13 protein-coding genes are annotated in these 15184 nt (G+C 53.1%); 11 read left to right on the plus strand and 2 right to left on the minus strand.

From position 1 onward, the window contains the following. The first annotated feature begins 39 nt into the window (after window positions 1-39). The 7 genes from sucC to J1836_RS19555 all read left to right on the plus strand — a co-directional run bounded on the left by sucC (window position 40) and on the right by J1836_RS19555 (window position 8952). The gene (gene sucC / locus J1836_RS19525) at window positions 40-1209 is read left to right on the plus strand and encodes an ADP-forming succinate--CoA ligase subunit beta (RefSeq protein ID WP_207252809.1); all 1170 of its coding nucleotides are present in this window, start codon (window positions 40-42) and stop codon (window positions 1207-1209) included. After that, window positions 1206-2081 carry a succinate--CoA ligase subunit alpha gene (gene sucD / locus J1836_RS19530; RefSeq protein WP_207252811.1) on the plus strand — a complete coding sequence of 292 codons (876 nt, stop codon included), beginning with the start codon at window positions 1206-1208 and terminating at the stop codon, window positions 2079-2081. Before sucC ends, sucD begins: the two co-directional genes overlap by 4 nt. A gap of 65 nt (window positions 2082-2146) precedes the next feature. Then, window positions 2147-3451 (plus strand): citrate synthase, encoded by a 1305-nt coding sequence (locus tag J1836_RS19535; RefSeq protein WP_207252812.1) that lies wholly within the window; start codon window positions 2147-2149, stop codon window positions 3449-3451. Between the two features lie 29 nt (window positions 3452-3480). Further along, entirely contained in the window at window positions 3481-6084 is a 2604-nt protein-coding gene (acnB, locus tag J1836_RS19540; RefSeq protein WP_207252813.1) for a bifunctional aconitate hydratase 2/2-methylisocitrate dehydratase, read from the plus strand. A gap of 171 nt (window positions 6085-6255) precedes the next feature. Then, entirely contained in the window at window positions 6256-7425 is a 1170-nt protein-coding gene (locus J1836_RS19545; RefSeq protein ID WP_207252814.1) for a hypothetical protein, read from the plus strand. A 43-nt stretch (window positions 7426-7468) separates the two neighbouring features. Continuing rightward, entirely contained in the window at window positions 7469-7879 is a 411-nt protein-coding gene (locus J1836_RS19550; RefSeq protein ID WP_207252815.1) for a lysozyme inhibitor LprI family protein, read from the plus strand. A 44-nt stretch (window positions 7880-7923) separates the two neighbouring features. After that, window positions 7924-8952 carry a hypothetical protein gene (locus J1836_RS19555; protein ID WP_207252816.1) on the plus strand — a complete coding sequence of 343 codons (1029 nt, stop codon included), beginning with the start codon at window positions 7924-7926 and terminating at the stop codon, window positions 8950-8952. On the opposite strand, the gene xseA is transcribed toward J1836_RS19555, so the two are convergent. Then, a complete protein-coding gene (gene xseA, locus J1836_RS19560; protein ID WP_207252817.1) occupies window positions 8945-10147 on the minus strand; it encodes an exodeoxyribonuclease VII large subunit in 1203 nt (400 codons plus the stop codon). The two genes, J1836_RS19555 and xseA, sit on opposite strands and share 8 nt — an antisense overlap. A gap of 118 nt (window positions 10148-10265) precedes the next feature. Next, complete coding sequence (locus tag J1836_RS19565; RefSeq protein ID WP_207252818.1) at window positions 10266-11006, minus strand: hypothetical protein; 741 nt, start codon at window positions 11004-11006, stop codon at window positions 10266-10268. Between the two features lie 182 nt (window positions 11007-11188). On the opposite strand from J1836_RS19565, the gene J1836_RS19570 reads away from it, so the two are divergent. From J1836_RS19570 to J1836_RS19585, 4 genes are read left to right on the plus strand one after another with little or no spacing between them, the layout of a single operon-like run. Continuing rightward, entirely contained in the window at window positions 11189-11743 is a 555-nt protein-coding gene (locus J1836_RS19570; protein WP_242632929.1) for a hypoxanthine-guanine phosphoribosyltransferase, read from the plus strand. Window positions 11744-11745: 2 nt separating this feature from the next. After that, entirely contained in the window at window positions 11746-12483 is a 738-nt protein-coding gene (locus J1836_RS19575) for an S-methyl-5'-thioinosine phosphorylase (RefSeq protein WP_207252821.1), read from the plus strand. A 6-nt stretch (window positions 12484-12489) separates the two neighbouring features. Continuing rightward, window positions 12490-12918: a protein YgfX gene (locus tag J1836_RS19580; RefSeq protein WP_207252822.1), complete on the plus strand. Its 429-nt coding sequence runs from the start codon at window positions 12490-12492 to the stop codon at window positions 12916-12918. Next, a complete protein-coding gene (locus J1836_RS19585) occupies window positions 12911-15121 on the plus strand; it encodes a hypothetical protein (RefSeq protein ID WP_207252823.1) in 2211 nt (736 codons plus the stop codon). Before J1836_RS19580 ends, J1836_RS19585 begins: the two co-directional genes overlap by 8 nt. Window positions 15122-15184 lie beyond the last annotated feature (63 nt).

The following is a 15184-nucleotide window of genomic DNA, read 5'->3' on the forward strand; positions in this document are numbered from 1 at the left end:
CCCGCGTTTTAGCGGTGAACTACCAAAGGAAGACTGAGGATGAATTTACACGAATATCAGGCCAAAGCTGTATTTAGCCAATACGGTATGCCTGTGCCAACTGGCAAAGTGGCTTCCACAGCGGCGGAAGCAGAAGCGGCCGCCGCCTCTCTGAGCACGCCGACTGTTGTGGTCAAGGCGCAAGTTCATGCTGGTGGGCGTGGCAAAGCTGGTGGCGTGAAACTGGTGAAGACGCCAGCCGAAGCGGGCGCATTTGCTGCTAGCTTGCTGGGTACAAACTTGGTGACGTACCAGACGGACAAACACGGTCAACCGGTTAACACCATTTTGGTGGAAGAAACTTGCAATATCGCGCGTGAACTGTACCTCGGCGCAGTACTGGATCGTTCTACGCGCCGTATCGTGATCATGGCTTCCACCGAAGGTGGCATGGAAATCGAGAAAGTTGCGCACGAAACGCCCGAAAAAATCCTCAAAGCAATGGTTGATCCACTGGTCGGCGTGATGCCTTATCAAGGTCGTGAACTGGCATTCGGTTTAGGCTTGCAAGGTGCGCAGATTGCACAATTCACCAAACTGCTGGTTGGCTTGGGCAAAATGTTCAAGGAAAAAGACCTGTCATTGGTTGAAATCAACCCATTGGTTGTGACCGCAGAAGGCAACTTGTTGTGCTTGGATGGCAAAGTGAATGTCGACAGCAATGCGCTGTATCGCCAGCAAGAACTGGTAGCAATGCGTGACAAATCCCAAGAAGATGCGCGTGAAATCGAAGCAGACGAATGGGAACTGAACTACGTTGCTCTCGAAGGCAACATCGGTTGCATGGTGAACGGCGCAGGCTTGGCGATGGCGACGATGGATATTATCAAATTGTCCGGTGGTCAACCTGCTAACTTCCTCGACGTAGGCGGCACGGCGACTGCTGAACGCGTGGCGGCGGCGTTCAAAATCATTTTGTCGGATAGCAATGTTAAAGGCATTCTGGTCAATATTTTTGGCGGTATCGTGCGTTGCGATCTGATCGCAGAAGGCATTATCAAAGCGGTGCAGGAAGTGAATGTGTCTGTCCCCGTTGTGGTGCGCTTGGAAGGTAATAACGCCGAAAAAGGGCTGGAATTGCTGGATAAAAGTGGTTTGGCGGTGATTACTGCCCATGACTTGGGCGATGCTGCCCTGAAAATCGTTGCTGCCGTAGGAGATGTCGCATGAGCGTATTAATCAATAAAGACACCAAAGTCATCTGCCAAGGTTTCACCGGCAAACAAGGTACTTTCCACTCTGAGCAAGCGATTGCTTACGGTACCAACATGGTCGGTGGGATTACGCCGGGTAAAGGCGGCACAATGCATTTGGGCTTGCCAGTATTCAATACTGTGCGTGAAGCGGTTGAAGCAACTGGCGCGGATGCTAGCGTGATCTACGTCCCTGCTGCGTTCTGTAAAGATTCCATCATTGAAGCAGCTTACGCGGGTATCAAGCTGATCGTGTGCATTACCGAAGGCGTTCCTGCGCTGGATATGCTGGATGTGAAAGTAGTCGTGGATAGCTTAGGCGTGCGTTTGATCGGGCCTAACTGCCCAGGCGTGATTACACCGGGCGAATGCAAAATCGGTATCATGCCGGGTCACATTCATAAGCCGGGTAGCGTTGGTATCGTTTCCCGTTCCGGCACATTGACCTATGAAGCGGTTAAACAAACCAACCAATGGGGTCAAAGCACCTGTATCGGTATCGGTGGCGACCCAATTCCAGGCACAAGCTTTATCGATGCACTGACATTGTTCCAAGCTGACCCACAAACGGAAGTTATCCTCATGTGCGGTGAAATCGGTGGTTCTGCTGAAGAAGAAGCAGCCGCGTTCATCAAAGCCAATGTGACTAAACCCGTTGTGTCTTACATCGCGGGCGTGACTGCGCCGAAGGGCAAGCGTATGGGTCATGCTGGTGCGATTATTGCAGGCGGCAAAGGCACTGCGGATGAGAAGTTCGCAGCACTGGAAGAAGCTGGCGTCATTACAGTGCGTTCACCAGCGGAATTAGGGAAGGGCGTTGCTGCTGCTTTTGCGAAACTCGCTGGCTAATGCTACCTTTTGCAACCCGCAAGCTTTCTGATTTTCTTTTTTGATTTTTGTTTCGGAGTGCCCTCATGACCAAACAGACCGTTACGCTTACGGATAATGCTACTGGCAAACAAATTGAGCTGGATGTATTGCATCCCGCTGTGGGGCCGAAGTGCATCGACATCCGCAAGTTGCATAAGGAACTGGGTTATTTCACTTATGACCCCGGTTTCATGTCAACCGCAAGTTGTTCCAGTCAGATTACGTATCTAGATGGGGATGAGGGCACATTGCTCTACCGTGGTTATCCGATAGAGCAGTTAGCGGAAAGTAGCACCTTCTTAGAAGTGTGCTATTTGCTGCTGAATGGTAATTTACCGACAATGACGGAAATGACTGATTTTGAACATGTTATTACGCGTCACACGCTATTACATGATCAAGTCCAAGGTTTCTTCCGTGGTTTCCGTCGGGATGCTCACCCGATGGCAACGATGGTCGGTGTGGTTGGGGCGTTGTCTGCGTTCTACCACGATGATTTGAATATTCACGATCCAGAACAGCGTAAGCGTTCTGCACACCGTTTGATTGCGAAAATGCCGACGATTGCGGCATGGAGCTATCGTTACTCAATGGGTCTGCCGTTTAACTACCCGCAGAACCGTTTGAAATATTCTGAAGATTTCCTACATCTGATGTTTGCTGTGCCGACTGAGCCTTACGTGGTTGACCCACTGATGGCGCGTGCGCTGGATGTCATCATGATTTTGCACGCGGATCACGAGCAAAATGCTTCCACGTCTACTGTGCGTTTGGCTGGCTCTTCTGAAGCAAACCCGTTTGCAGCAGTGGCGGCTGGTATTGCTTCTTTGTGGGGGCCTGCACACGGTGGTGCAAACGAAGCCGTGATTACCATGTTGCGCGAAATCGAGAAGTCTGGTCAGCCGCTCTCGCATTGGGTGGCACGGGCTAAAGACAAGAACGACCGTTTCCGTTTGATGGGTTTTGGGCATCGCGTTTACAAAAACTACGACCCACGCGCCAAAATCATTCGCACGCTGGCGAACCAAATTTTGGACAAATTGCCGCCTGACAATCCAAACCAAAAACTGTTCGACATTGCGCGTGAACTGGAGCAGGTTGCACTGAATGATGAATACTTCCAATCACGGAATCTCTACCCGAATGTGGATTTCTATTCTGGTGTGATTTTCCTGAGCATGGGCATTCCAGTCAGTATGTTTACGGTCATGTTCGCGTTGGCACGTACCATCGGTTGGATTTCCCAGTGGAATGAGATGATGGGTGATGAAGAGTCGCGCATTGGTCGCCCACGCCAGTTATACATGGGTGCGGAACGTCGCGATTACGTACCTGTGGATAAGCGTTAAGTTTTGTTGTTTTGAGGAGTCGATAGAAAATGTTGCAAGAATACCGTCAACACGTTGCTGAACGCGCCGCCCAAGGCGTTCCTCCCAAGCCACTGGATGCTGCACAAACTGCCGCACTGGTGGATTTGCTGAAGAACCCACCGGCTGGTGAAGAAGCATTTTTGGTTGACCTGTTGGAAAACCGCGTCCCTGCGGGTGTGGATGAAGCGGCTTATGTCAAAGCCGCTTTCCTCGCAGCAGTCTCTAAAGGTGATATTAGCTGTGCATTAGTTAGCCAAGTTCGCGCTGTTGAAGTGCTGGGCATGATGCTGGGTGGCTACAACGTACAACCGTTGATTGCGGCGCTCGACAGCGATGTGACCGCAGCAGCAGCCGCTACAGCACTGTCACATACCCTGCTGATGTTTGATGCATTCCACGATGTGGAAGAAAAAGCGAAAGCGGGTAATGCAGCCGCACAGCAAGTCATGGCATCGTGGGCGGCAGGCGAGTGGTTTACTTCTAAGCCGGAAGTGGCACAGAAAATCACCGTTACCGTTTTCAAAGTTCCCGGCGAAACCAATACTGACGATTTGTCGCCTGCACCGGATGCGTGGTCACGCCCTGACATCCCACTCCATGCTAACGCGATGCTGAAAATGGCGCGTGACGGTATCGAGCCAGAAACGCAAGGCAGCGTCGGCCCTTTGAAGCAAATCGAAGCGGTCAAAGCGCAAGGTTTCCCAGTTGCTTACGTCGGTGACGTGGTAGGTACAGGTTCTTCACGTAAGTCTGCGACCAACTCCGTGCTGTGGTTCTTCGGCGATGATATGCCGGGGATTCCTAACAAGCGTGCAGGTGGTTACTGCTTCGGTAGCAAGATTGCCCCGATCTTCTTCAACACGATGGAAGACGCGGGTGCACTGCCGATTGAGATGGACGTTGCTCAAATGAACATGGGTGATGTGGTTGATGTATATCCTTACGAAGGCGTTGCCAAGCGTCACGGTACGGATGAAGTCATTTCCACTTTCGGTCTGAAAACCCAAGTATTGTTGGACGAAGCCCGTGCAGGTGGTCGTATCAACTTGATCATCGGGCGTGGTTTGACGGCTAAGGCGCGTGAATCGCTCGGTCTGCCAGCGGTTGATTTGTTCCGCACTCCTGAGCAGCCTGCTGACACTGGCAAAGGCTTCACACTGGCGCAGAAAATGGTCGGTAAGGCTTGTGGCATGACGGGTGTACGCCCTGGCATGTATTGCGAACCGAAAATGACGACGGTTGGTTCGCAAGATACCACCGGGCCGATGACGCGTGACGAGCTGAAAGATTTGGCTTGTTTGGGCTTCTCAGCGGATTTGGTGATGCAGTCTTTCTGCCATACCGCTGCTTATCCGAAACCTGTGGATGTAGTGACTCATCACACGCTGCCTGATTTTATCATGACCCGTGGCGGTGTATCACTGCGCCCCGGTGACGGTGTCATCCACTCGTGGTTGAACCGCATGTTGTTGCCGGATACCGTTGGTACGGGCGGCGACTCTCACACCCGTTTCCCGATTGGTATTTCCTTCCCAGCGGGTTCTGGTCTGGTGGCATTTGCGGCTGCGACGGGCGTTATGCCATTGGATATGCCGGAATCGGTGTTGGTACGTTTCACTGGCAAAATGCAACCGGGCATCACGCTGCGTGATCTCGTGCATTCCATTCCACATAAAGCGATCCAAATGGGTCTGCTGACGGTTGAAAAGAAAGGCAAGAAGAACGTTTTCAACGGCACAGTGTTGGAAATCGAAGGTCTGGATCACCTGACTGTCGAACAAGCCTTTGAACTGTCGGATGCTTCTGCGGAACGTTCTGCAGCAGGTTGTACGGTTGCGCTGTCGGAAGCATCGGTTGCGGAATACCTGCGTTCTAATATCGTGATGTTGCAATGGATGCTGGCGGAAGGCTATGGCGACCCACGCACTATTGAACGTCGTATCAAAGGCATGGAAGCATGGTTGGCTAACCCAAGCCTGATGCGTGCTGACGCGGATGCGGAATACTCGGCTGTGATCGAAATCAATATGGATGAGATCAAAGAGCCTATCCTGTGTGCGCCGAATGACCCCGATGATGCACGTCCGTTGTCTGAAGTCGCGGGTCGCAAGATTGATGAAGTCTTCATCGGTTCTTGTATGACCAACATCGGTCACTTCCGTGCCGCAGGTAAGTTGTTGGATGCTACCAGCAAGCAAATCCCAACGCGCATGTGGATCACTCCACCGACGAAGATGGATGCTTCCCAGTTGAGTGACGAAGGTTACTACAACATTTTCGGTCGTGCCGGTGCGCGTATGGAAATGCCGGGTTGCTCACTGTGCATGGGGAATCAGGCACGTATCGCTGAAAACTCCACGGCGGTGTCTACTTCTACGCGTAACTTCCCGAACCGTTTGGGTACTGGCGCGGATGTGTTCTTGGCATCTGCTGAGTTGGCTTCTGTGGCAGCGATCATGGGCAAATTGCCTACGGTTGCGGAGTACATGGAATACGCGAAGAAGATCGACAGCATGGCAGGTGACATTTACCGTTACCTGAACTTCGATAAGATGGAGCATTACCAGAAGGCGGCGCAGAAGCTTGTGCCGATTCCGGTAGTCGCGCGCTAAGACCCACTCCCTAAAAAAGCCCCGCATTGTCGGGGCTTTTTTTTGTCTAAAAATTCTATCTATAGATGCGTTGATAACCACTATTCTCAAGCGTACTATCCAATTGACTTATCTCAACAAATCAGCAGATTTTTTATCCCCAGTTGCGAGGGGGCAGGGAGTGTTACCTTTATGCAGAATCCTATCATTTTGAAAGCCGTGCTATGCAGCGCGGTGTTGGCGAGTACGGTTGCGCCGACCTTGGCAACGGCTGGGGTAGAGCCATTCGGTGAGTCGTTTGACGGCTGGAAATTCACGCAGGAAAATGTTGGGCAGAGCATTTTGTGCCGCGCCGTTCACAATAATCAGTACGTGCTGGGCAAACAGACGAATCGGCGCGTGCATATCAGTTTCCCCAACAACACCTTCAACGGTACGGATACCCAAGCCAGCCTCGCTGTCGGCAATGATTCGGAAATAATCACCGCATCGGGTAATGGCACGCGCCTGATCCTTTCCAATATCCCCGAAGCAGTGTTTGATACGATTGGTCCCGAACGCGGTTTCACATGGCGGGCAGCAAGCAAGGGTAACGTTCAGCAAGGCATCGTCAAACTGAATGATTCAACCACCTCCGCGATTGAGCGCTTGGATGAGTGCCTTGATGCAAACAGCAGCAAAGCAACCGCAACGGCAGTGAGCAGCAGCCAAGATTGGCGCAAAGGCGCAGTAGGTCGCGAAGTGGCTTGCTCACTCAAGGTCAAAGGCAAAACTTACCTCAATGGGACGTGCAGATACGATGCCGATAAAGACGGTTCTTTCCGCTTGTTTGGGGACAAATATTTCGTTTACTTGACGATGTTAGACAAGGGTTTCGCAGGTGCTGCGTGGAATGCCAGCCCTGACAGTTCCCACGCGCAAGCCCTCTTGGGTGAAGATTTCAAACGCAAAGGCGGCTGTTGGATCGGTAAATCCGCTGAAATTTGCGCATGGAATAAAACAGAGGTTAAGAAGCCACAAACCCCTAGCAGCACAACGCCAACGCGTATCAAATTTGCCAAGGGCGCAATTAGTGCAACCGTGACGGGTAAATTGGCAGGCTTTGAAAGCCAACAAAGCTACGTCATTGCGGTAGGCAAAGGGCAAACTATGACCGTGGAACAGCTTAATCCCGCCAACCAACGCACGACTTTAGGTATCACAGCACCCAATGGTGCTGACGTGAGTGATATGGATTTGTCCTGCAACAACAGCAAGAAAGTGTCGCCAACAATTGCGGGTGATTACACTATCCGTGTGAGTGAGTGCATGAAGGCTGATGCGTGGAAGGGCGGTTATAAGTTGAAAGTGACGGTGAAGTGATTTATTTAGCCGTGCATGTTTATTAAACGATTGGGGAATGATTATGATGAAAACTGTTATTAGCACCGCTTTGGTGCTGTTGTTGTCCGCTACTACCGTTATTGCTGGGGACATTAAATGCAATCCCGAAGGTAATCAGGCTGAATTGAACCAATGTTCTTTCAATGATTATAAAGCGGCAGATAAAAAGCTGAATGATACATGGAAAAAGCTGATGGCGAAGTTCAAGTCTGACAAAACCGCCACCACCAAGCTGAAAGCGGCGCAAAACGCATGGATTGCCTTCCGCGATGCCGAACTGGAAGCACAGTTTGCCTGTGACGCGAAAGATGCACCGTGCTGGGGCAGTATGGAGCCGATGTTGCGCAACGGAGTGATGCAAGAGCTGACCGAGGCTCGCACCGAGCGCTTGCAGAAATACATCGACGACGGTTTGGGCGTACCGATGAACTAATACTGATGCGGGGAATGGGTGCATAACGCTACAATCGTTGCCTTATGAACCACCCTGTTGTATCCATGTTACCCAACACGCCCCACGTTCAGTTCGTCATTCCCGGCTTATGGCAGCCCTTGGCATTGTGGCGGAAGGACTTCAACTTCCGCCCTGTTGCACCGAGTTTGCTGCGTTTATGTGCGGATCACCGTCCCGCACCGCTTGCTGCGCAAGGGTTGGAAAACACCTTGTTTCACCTGAAGGGTCATACGGTGACGACCGAGATTCCCTTTGCGTATCACCGTTATCGGCTGGATTTTGGTGTACCGCCCGCGTTACCGTTATTGTGTGCCGACCCCGTTTTTCTGAAGAGCGGTTTGGATAGCGTGGTCATGCAGCCTGCTTTGCCGTTGCTGCCAGCGGATGAATTGGCAACATTATTAGCGCTATTGAATCACCATTTGGCAGAGGATGGCTTGCAACTGGTGGCAAAGCATCCGCAACGTTGGTATCTCATGGGGGAGCGTGTGCAAGGCGATGTACCCTTACAGACAGTGCCGCTGTCACAAGCCTTGGGGCAAAGTATTTTTCCGCTGCTGCCGCAAGGAGATAAACGGTATTGGCATCGGCTGCTCAATGAAATCCAGATGTTGCTGCATACCCGTGAGAATCCTGCGGTGAATGCGCTGTGGTTGTGGGGTGCGGCGTATCCTGCGTCATTGCCAGCGTTGCAAATGGATGAACAACAGACGTTTGTGGGGGAAAGTGTCACTGCGCAAGTCATGGCACTTGCCACGGCTGTCCGCTATCAAGCTGCTACACAGTTTGCCGATGTGCCGTTGACAACAGGGCATTACACCGTTGTGTTGGAGGAGCTGCATCCGTGTAGTGTTGCGGATGATTTGCAGGGTTGGCAACAAGCATTGGCGCAGTTGGAAACTGCTTGGTTTGCCCCCGCGCTCCGTGCCATGCAGTCCGGCCAGTGTTCGATCAGTGTGACGGCATGTGACGGGCGGCTACTGCATTGCCAGCGCCCATCTCCGTGGAAGTTTTGGGGAACGCCTTCGGCAACGTGGGAGCAGCTTAGCTGAGCTTGGTGACGATGCTCTCAAATTGACCTTGTTTGAGCTGGGTGATGAGCGTTTGCCCCAGCCGTAACGTGGCGGTGCTGCGTATCACTTGTCCCGTTTCACCGACACGGGTAATCCCAAAGCCGCGTTCTAATACCGCTAATGGGCTGAGCGCGTGCAACTTGCCTGCTTGCATTTGCACCTTATCTTGCTGGCGTAGCAAGTAACGTTGCGTGGCTGCACGGAGACGCATGTCCAGTTCATCCAGTCGTTGCGCTTTTTGCTGTAAGCGATTGGTGGGGCGTTGATTTTCCAAACGGCGTTGCAAGCGGCGTAAGTGTTCGCCTGCTAATTGCGTGCGGCGTTGCTGATGGCGTTGCAGTTGGGAAAACAGTCGTTGTACGTGCGCTTGCAACGCTGCCATATCGGGACTGACCAGTTCTGCGGCAGCGGAGGGGGTAGGGGCGCGAATATCCGCCACGAAATCCGCAATGGTGAAATCAATTTCATGCCCCACGCCGCTAATAATCGGCAGCTTACAGGCATGGATGGCGTGTGCGACCACCGCTTCATTGAACGACCACAAGTCTTCAATCGAACCGCCGCCGCGAGCCAGAATCAAAACATCGCAATGTTGTTCGCGATCCGCTTGGCGAATAGCGTTAACAATCTGTTCCTTCGAGCCTTCACCCTGTACCAACACGGGGTAGACCATGACCGGAATTTGTGGGCAACGCCGTTTCAATACATTGAGAATATCGCGAATCGCTGCCCCTGTCGGTGACGTAATGACCCCAATACAGCGAGGAAACGTGGGCAGGGTTTGCTTGTGTTCGAGGGCGAATAAGCCTTGCGCTTGAAGCTGCTGTTTGAGTTCCTCGAACTGGCGCTGTAAGACACCGATTCCGGCATCTTCGAGGTGTTCAATAATGAATTGGTATTCGCCACGCGGTTCGTACAAGGCAACTTTGCCGCGTACCAGCACTTTTAAACCATTCTTGGGGGCAAGTTTTAAGGTCGAGGCACGACCTTTGAACATGGCGCAGCGCACTTGAGCGCCTGCATCTTTCAGGCTGAAATACAGATGACCGGATGAGGCACGGACAAAGTTGGAGATTTCGCCTTCGACCCATAAAGCGGGGAAGCCGTGCGCAAGAAGCTGACCCACTTCGGCATTGAGTTGCGAAACGCTGAGAGTGAGGCGTTCAGTTTGCATGATGTCCCTTTATGCAAGACGAAAAAAATCCGAGACCAATAGAGTCGATCTCGGATTCTCTCACGGCTAGCCGATACGTCAATATAGATTTATCGGGGCAACACGCGAGTCGGTCTGATTACTTTGCAGGAGCAGCCGGTGCAACCGCAGGTGCAGCCGGTGCGGCTGGAGCAGTGGTGGTGGCAGCAGCGGCAGGTGCTGGAGCAGCAACCGGGGCAGCAGCTTTGGCTGCATCAGCCGCTTTTTGCTGTTGTGCTGCCATCGCTTGACGCTGTTCTTCGACTTTCTTGAAGAACGCATCCGCTTGCGCACGCTGCATTTCCATTTGCTTTTGGATTTGCTCGAAGCTAGGCGCTTGTGGCATTGCGTAAGGTGCTGCCATCATCATCGGCATTTGACCTTGTGCAGGTGCTTGCATCATCGGCATTTGCTGCATCATGTTAGGCATCGCGTAACCGCCCCACGGGTTGTTGTTACCGTAACCGTTTTTGGCAGTGTTGCTGTAGCCTTGCAGGTTGTTGTAGCCATTGCCATAGCCATAGCCGCTCCCTTGCAGGTTGCTAGCGCCGTCGCCACGACCTTGACCCGCAACGTCAGAATCCATCGCGGTATTGCCTTTGCCTTTGAAGGTGATGGTGAAATCCACTTCACCGTCTGCGTCGCCTTTGCCACGACCCCAGCCGTTTACATCAGAAGCGCCCGTGCCGTAGCCTTGACCTTGACCACTGGTGTTTGCTTGACCTTGGTTATTACCTTGACCTTGCATATTGCCGTTGTCGAAGCCATCGAAGAATTCAGCAGAAGCAACGCCGGAAGTAGCGAGCAGCGCGATCAATAGTGCGATTTTTGTGTGTTTCATAATATATAACCTCTAGCGGAGTAATGCGCCCGGCGGCGCGGAAAACGGGTTTAATTAATATAAGCAAATCATAATATTCTGATTGTCTAAAAGCAAGCACCAGTCATCCTATTTTGCATTTTTTCATGATGATTTTTTGATTTACGTTAGAATAAGGCACTGTTTGAAGAATGGATGAACACATGATTACATCGGAAGAAGCGATGCGGGTAATGGCAGAGGCAGACCTGCTGCATTCAGCGGAAGACGTCGCGGCAATGCTGGATCGCATGGCAGTCGAAATCACCGCCACACTGGGTGATAAAACCCCGTTGGTGCTGTGTGTGATGACGGGCGGCGTGATCGTCACGGGGCATTTGCTGACGCGCCTTAACTTCCCGCTGGAGCAAGATTATTTGCACGCCACCCGTTACCGTGGTGCAACCAGTGGCAGCAAAACCATTACGTGGTTACACAAGCCCGAAGCGGCGTTGGTAGGGCGGCATGTGTTGCTGGTGGATGATATTCTCGATGAAGGTTATACCTTGCGTGAAGTGGCGCGGTGGTGTCGGGAACAGGGCGCGGCATCGGTACACATCGCGGTGTTGGCGGATAAGCAGCACGACCGCCGTGTGGAAGGCATTTGGTGCGACTTTCCCGCGATTGAACTAGTCGACCGCTACGTGTTCGGTTTTGGGATGGATTATAAAGAATACTGGCGCAACGCTAACGGTATCTACGCAGTAAAAGGACTTTAAAGATGACAATTGAATTTGCGGTGATCGGCGGCACAGGCTTGACCGAAATCGAAGGTTTGGAAGTAATTCACCGTGAAGTGGTGCATACGCCTTACGGTGAGCCGTCGGGGCCTGTGACGCATGGCATGATTGCGGGCAAGCGCATCGTGTTTTTGGCACGGCATGGTTACACGCATAATATTCCACCGCATAAGGTTAATTACCGTGCAAATCTGTGGGCGCTGAAAAGTTTGGGCGTGGAAAAAGTCGTGGCAATGGCAGCGGTGGGCGGCATTACCCCTGAAATGAAGCCGATGCGCTTGGTGATTCCTGACCAGATTATCGACTACACCTACGGGCGTCCGCATACCTTTTTCGAGGAAGGGTTGACGGATGTGACCCATATCGACTTTTCATGGCCGTATTGCCCTGAGGTGCGCAATGCCTTGCTGGCTGCGGCAGAATGCGCCCAGTTGGATGTGGTGCCGCGTGGTACTTACGCCGCTACACAAGGGCCACGGCTGGAAACAGTGGCAGAAATTGCGCGGCTGGAACGTGACGGTTGTGATTTGGTGGGTATGACGGCGATGCCGGAAGCCTCACTCGCCCGCGAATTGGGGTTGTGTTATGCCAGTTGTGCCGTGGTAGCAAACTGGGCAGCAGGCAAAGACAGCGACGAAATCACGATGGAAGAAATTCAGGAAAATCTGCTGGTGGGCATGGCGAATGCGCGTGCGTTGTTACGTGCGTTGATCTGCTAAGCCTTGGTGGAAGCGCAACCGCCGTTATATTTGCAGCCAGTGGCTTCGCGGCAACTGGCTGTTTTTTTGGTGGGAACGCATCTACTGGCGGCTGTTGTGGTGGGGTTGATGCCTGCGTTGGCGGTTTGGGCAAAGAGTTTGTTGTTGCTGCCGATTGTGTTGTCGTTGCGTTATTACTGGCGCTTGCATATTAGTCGGGTTGCGCCGAATGCGGTGCAGGAAGTGCGCTTTTATCAGGTGGATAATGCGTTGGTGCGTACTGCTTCTGCTGGATTTTTGGCGCGGCTGGATGACAGCAGTTTTTTGCATCCATGGCTGTGTGTGCTGAATTGGCGGGCGCAGAGCGGCACGTTGTATACGTTGATCTTAATGCCGGATAGTGTGCCTGATGATGTACTAAGGCAGTTGCGGGTGCGGGTGAAGTTTTATGGTTGATAATGTGCCAGCCAATTATTTTCCACTCCATGTATTTTTTGAGCGCCTGAATCGGGCGGGTATTGTGGTCAGTATCCGTGACTATCGGCGGATTAGCCGTGTGTTGGCGGCAGAGGGTGACTGGACATTACAGCGGCTGGAACGGGTGCTGGGCAATCTGTTAGTGCGTGATCGGGATGAGCGTTTGCTGTTTCAGCATGAATTTCGGGGATTTTTTGCCGTAGCAGAGGGCGAGCCGTTAGCGGTGGATGTGCAGCGTTGGCGCGACGACATGGCACGGTTATTGGCTGAATCACCCCCATCAGTAACTTCCCCTGCAAGCGATTCTCCCGATTCCATTCCAGAAGAAGAATCGCTTGCAGGGCAAGCTCCTACAAAGCCAGTGCGTTCAAAGAGGTGGTGGCGTTGGTTGTTGTTGGTTGTGGGGGTGTTGGGTGCTGTTTGGTATGTCTACTTTTCCCCGCCGCCTACGGTTGCGCCGCCTCCAACGCCAGACAAGCCAAATGTCACTCAAACCGATACCCTCAGCGGCAAACCGCCAATTTCTGACATGATCAAGGTGCAGGTAGCGCAACAGCCGCTTGAACCCGTGTCAGACAAACGTATCCTGACGGATTTATGGCTACCGGGGGCGATCGTTGCAGCGTTGTTGGCTGCGGGTTTGTTGGGGGTGTGGTGGACACAGTATCGCCCGCCCAACATTCGCCAGAAAATCCCGTGTGACCCGACGTTACCCGCGCAGTATTTTGATGATGCCAGTGTGGGCGGGGCAATGCCGCCGTGGTTGGCGGAGGCGGATGCTGACCATCTGGCGTATCAGTTGAGCTACATTCTCACCGATCAGTACACCCGCGAACTCGATATTCCTGCCAGTATCCGTGCCACGTCTGAGGCGGGCAGCGTGCCGGTATTGCGGTTTCAGAAACGGCGCGATTTGCAGCGTATCCTCATCCTCACGGATCAGCTTGTGCCACAACAGGGTTGGCATCAGTTGCCTGTTGAATTGGTGCAAGCCTTGCAAGGGCGAGGTGTTCACCTCACCTTTGGGCGATTTAACCGTAGCCCAGAACGTTTCATGGATCAGCACGGTTGGGCGCAATGGCTGGAGGATTGGGAAGAATACCGTCATCACCTGTTACTGCTGATTTTTGCCGATACCCATCAGACGGAAGGTTTGCAGGATTTCCCGTGGCGGGACTGGCCGGATGCGCGGCTGTTGACGCGGCAAGAACAGCGGGATTGGGATTTTCGCGAACAGGGTTTGCAGGCGCAAGGGGTACGCTTGTTGCAGGCCGATGCGGCGGGTATCCAGCAAGCATGGGGTGCAGCGACGTGGCGACCAGCGGCCTTGGAGGCGACGCGGTGGGAAGTGGCGGGGCAAAAGCCTGAGGAAAGTGACGCAGCATTTTTGGAGCGGGTGCTGGGGGCGGCGTTGCCGTGGGCGCAAGCATTGGCGTATTACCCCGGTGCGTGGTCATTGGTGGCGGCGGAACGCTTGCGGGAAGCATTGTTTGCAGATGTGCCGCGTTTGGCGTTACAGCGTTTGTTGGGCTTGCCGGGGATGTGGGCGGCGGCGGATTTGGCGGCGTTTGCGCCACGCTTGCGGGTGGTGTTGCTTACAGGATTTATGCGGCGCACGCGGGCGGAACAGATGGCGGTGATTGAGGTTTGTTTGAGGATGATGAAGGAGGAAATCCCCGCTCCGACTTCTTTAGCATGGGCAATCTGGCTCTGGAAGTGCATTCGGTTGGGGTGGGTACTTGACCCAGATAAGGCGGCGGCAGAGCTGCATGCGTTGGTGGTGTCTGTGCCTGCGTTGTGTGAGGCTATCCGCGAGGAAATGGAGCAGATGCCGGAGGATGTGGCAAGCGCGGCGTTGCTGGTGCCAGCGACGCGCACTGGGCGGCGGCATTTGTTGGCAGTGGGGAAGGCTTGTGGGCTGAAACAGGCGGTGGTGTATGCGGCTACGCGGTGGTTAAAGACGGTGGTGTATGCGGCTGCGCGGTGGTTAAAGACGGTGGTGTATGCGGCTGCGCGGTGGTTGAGGAATGTCGGGCTGGTGAGTTTTGCGGCTGCGCGGTGGTTAAAGACGGTGGTGTATGCGGCTGCGCGGTGGTTGAGGAATGTCGGGTTGGTGAGTTTTGCGTTGGCGATTGTACTGTTGGGGGTTGGGGGTTGGGGGTTGGGGGGAATACATTTGTAAGAGAAATACCCTTCATTCCCCCTTCTCTTGTTTCGTTTTTTGCACAGGATGGAGAGCAAACAT

It is taken from the genome of Thiothrix fructosivorans (genome assembly GCF_017349355.1).
Lineage (GTDB): Bacteria > Pseudomonadota > Gammaproteobacteria > Thiotrichales > Thiotrichaceae > Thiothrix > Thiothrix fructosivorans.